This window comes from Aphanizomenon sp. CS-733/32 (genome assembly GCF_028330045.1).
GTDB lineage: Bacteria > Cyanobacteriota > Cyanobacteriia > Cyanobacteriales > Nostocaceae > Dolichospermum > Dolichospermum gracile.
In genome coordinates this window covers 1-3,512 of sequence record NZ_JAQMSE010000229.1, presented here as the reverse complement: position 1 = coordinate 3,512, position 3,512 = coordinate 1, and the positions used below count along the sequence as shown (strand labels likewise).

Genomic DNA, 3,512 nt, shown 5'->3' with positions numbered 1-3,512 from the left:
TCCTGAGCTTGCTGTTCGGCTGCAAGGGCTTGATTTTGAGCTTCCTGAGCTTGCTGTTCGGCTGCAAGGGCTTGATTTTGAGCTTCCTGAGCTTCCCTTTGGATCTTTATAGCCGCTTCTTCTGGTGTTGGTACTAACTCACCTTCCGATGTAAAATAGCGGAGTTTACCATTTGCCACACCTAAATATAAATTCAGGACTTCACTCCACAGTAATCCCTGTTTGTTGCCGACAATTTCCTGATATTGATTTCCTACTATTTTAAACCCGTTAAATTCTAAACTTTCTGGACTAAACCAGAAATATTCTGGAGTATGAAAACGACTTTCATAGAGAACTTTTTTCAAATTACGGTCAACTTTTGCGGTACTATCGGACAGTAATTCAATAATTAGGTCGGGATAGCGCCCGTCTTCCTCCCAGACAACCCAAGAAGTGCGGGGACGTTTTTCTGTATTTTTAACTAGGAAGAAATCTGGACCTCTAAATTCTCGATTTTTTAATTGCTGACGACTAAAATAAATAGTCAGATTTGCACCAATAAAAAAATCATTTTGATCACGCCATAACCACTCTAAGCTAGTTACCAATAATAGTAACTGCATATAATGCAAAGAACTTTCCATTTCCGGCTCATCACTTAATAAACGAGTCGCATCGGGCATTTGTTGTTCTAGCTGTTGGGCTGTAACAAACATAAGAGTATACCTACTTGCTTACTGATTTAATTTTAAGCCATGAACAGTGAAAACAGAGTGCCAGATTCAGCTACACTGAGATTTGGATTATTTTATTTTAACTAGATCATGGACATCGGACAGAAAGTTAAGGTGATTCGTTTGCGCGATCGCGTATCCTCTCCTATCGCTCAAAAACTCGGAAAAATCGGCATTATCGAGGGCTACAAAGTCACAGATGGTCGGGGAATTGGTGTGGTGGTGAAGTTTGACGACAACTCTTCCACTTGGTTTTTTGAAGATGAAATCAAACCAGCTTAGTCAAAACAACTTATAGCAGAGGCTAAGAAGATTGGTTGAGTGCTAAGTTGTTATTGACAAGATCGGCAAAATTGGAAATTGAGTAATGGCCTTGATACTGACATTTTTGGGCAAAAACGGCATCGCTCGCAGTAAGATAGCGATCGCCGCAGCCATTAGTTTGGCAACACAAGGTAAACGGGTACTCCTAGCAGGACTAGCAGATCCAACTTTGTCAATTCTACTCAATACTCCTCTGACTTCTGACCCCCAAGACATCTCTCCCAATCTCCAAGCAGTACAGTTTCAAGCATCTGTACTGCTAGAACGCAACTGGGAAGAAGTGAAAAAATTGGAGGCTCAATACCTCCGCACACCAATTTTTAAAGAGGTTTATGGGCAAGAATTGGTAGTATTACCGGGCATGGATAACGCCCTCGCTCTCAATGCGATTCGTGAATATGATGCCAGTGGCAAATATGACGCGATTATTTATGACGGCACGGGGGACGCTGCTAGTTTGCGAATGTTGGGAATGCCAGAATCTTTAAGTTGGTATGTCAGAAGATTTCGGCAATTATTTGTTAACTCCGATTTAGGGAAAACAATTTCTGAATCACCCCTAATTCAACCTTTAATTAGTAGCCTTTTCAATTTTAATTGGACTGCTGACAATTTTTCCCAACCTACTAACCAAGTTAATAATTTCCTCGAAGAAGGTAAAGCTGCCCTGGCTAATCCTCGGCGGGTTGCTGCTTTTTTGGTAACAACATCAGAACCTATTGATGTGGCAAATTCCCGCTATCTGTGGGGAAGCGCTCAACAAATTGGTTTAACTATTGGTGGAGCAATTTTAGTTCCTGGTGGAGAAAATACTAATTTATCCGAGGAATTTGCACCTCTACCTGTGAGCATAGTTCCTGATGTTGTCAATGGGGAATGGCAACCGCTCATAGATGCTTTACCCAACCTTGCTGAACAAGCATTACAAGCTAATCCACCCATTGAAATTGACGTGCATAATCGCCAAGTACGCCTATTTTTACCTGGTTTCGACAAAAAACAGGTAAAACTTACTCAACAGGGTCCAGAAGTCACCGTAGAAGCCGGAGATCAAAGACGTAATATCTTCCTCCCCCCTGCTTTAAGTGGTAAACCTGTGACCGGCGCAAAGTTTCAAAATAGTTATTTGATAATTTCTTTTTAGGTAATAGGTAATAGGTAATGGGTAATGGGTAAAAGTTTTTCCAATTACCAGTTACTTATTACCAATCACCTCTTCCCCAATTACCATTACACCTTATGTCTGAATCAACTCCTATTAATCCCAATTCGCAGCCGAATGAGGCGATAGAATCTGCAAATCCAGAGGTAATAATCACAGAAGACCGCAATGCTAAAACTCGGCAATTGCTGGGAATGAAAGGTGCGAGCGCTGGAGAAACTTCTATTTGGAAAATTCGTCTGCAATTGATGAAACCGATTACCTGGATTCCCCTAATTTGGGGTGTGGTCTGTGGTGCGGCTTCTTCTGGTAACTATACCTGGACTTTAGAAAATGTTTTGAAGTCTGCCCTATGTATGTTGCTTTCGGGTCCTTTATTAACTGGTTATACCCAAACTATTAATGATTATTATGACCGGGAAATTGACGCGATTAACGAACCTTACCGTCCTATCCCTTCGGGGGCAATTTCGGAAAAGCAAGTAGTTAGCCAATTCGTGGTTTTACTATTACTAGGATATGGGGTAGCCTACACCTTAGATTTATGGGCAGGTCATTCAGTTCCTAATGTTTTACTATTGTCTGTTTTTGGTAGTTTCATTGCCTATATCTATTCTGCACCACCATTGAAATTAAAACAAAATGGTTGGCTAGGAAATTATGCTTTAGGTGCAAGTTATATTGCTTTACCTTGGTGGGCTGGCCATGCTTTATTTGGGGAATTGAATTGGAAAATTGTGATTCTGACTCTATTTTACAGTTTGGCAGGTTTAGGGATTGCCATTGTCAATGATTTTAAAAGTGTGGAAGGCGATCGCCAATTAGGATTACAATCATTACCAGTTATGTTTGGAATAAAAACTGCGGCTTTGATTTGTGTCGTCATGATTGACTTATTTCAAGGTTTGGTCGCAGGTTATTTGGTGAGTATTCACGAGAATTTATATGCAGCCATTCTCGTATTATTAATCATTCCCCAAATCACTTTCCAGGATATGTATTTTCTCCGAGACCCCATAGCCAATGATGTCAAATATCAAGCCAGCGCTCAACCATTTTTGGTGTTGGGAATGTTGGTGACGGGTATTGCATTAGGTCATGCCGGCGTTTAATCCTAGAGTGTAATCAGTCGTAAAAACCCCACCCCGCCAGGAACTTAAGTTCCTGGCTAATTTAGCTTAACCGACAGAAGCCCCACGTCTCACTCTTAGGAGCGTGGGATGAATGGCGCGTGAGTTGACGACAGTTCCCTGACTAATGTGCGTAGCACGAAGGAAGGGAACATGGAGGAAACGAACACTTTCTTATTC

At 41.3% G+C, this 3,512-nt stretch carries 4 protein-coding genes; 3 read left to right on the top strand and 1 reads right to left on the bottom strand.

Going from position 1 to position 3,512, the window contains the following annotated elements; all coding sequences use genetic code 11:
- Positions 1-698, bottom strand: a 698-nt coding sequence (locus PN471_RS19485; protein WP_271778252.1) for a Uma2 family endonuclease, incomplete at its 3' end; no start/stop codon positions are given.
- Positions 699-806: 108 nt separating this feature from the next.
- On the opposite strand from PN471_RS19485, the gene petP reads away from it, so the two are divergent.
- The 3 genes from petP (at position 807) to chlG (ending at position 3,314) form a co-directional block, all read left to right on the top strand.
- Entirely contained in the window at positions 807-998 is a 192-nt protein-coding gene (petP, locus tag PN471_RS19480) for a cytochrome b6f subunit PetP (protein WP_193894420.1), read from the top strand.
- 85 nt (positions 999-1,083) lie between these two features.
- The gene (locus PN471_RS19475; protein WP_271778251.1) at positions 1,084-2,184 is read left to right on the top strand and encodes a Get3/ArsA fold putative tail anchor-mediating ATPase NosAFP; all 1,101 of its coding nucleotides are present in this window, start codon (positions 1,084-1,086) and stop codon (positions 2,182-2,184) included.
- Positions 2,185-2,279: 95 nt separating this feature from the next.
- Positions 2,280-3,314 (top strand): chlorophyll synthase ChlG, encoded by a 1,035-nt coding sequence (chlG, locus tag PN471_RS19470; protein ID WP_271778250.1) that lies wholly within the window; start codon positions 2,280-2,282, stop codon positions 3,312-3,314.
- Positions 3,315-3,512 lie beyond the last annotated feature (198 nt).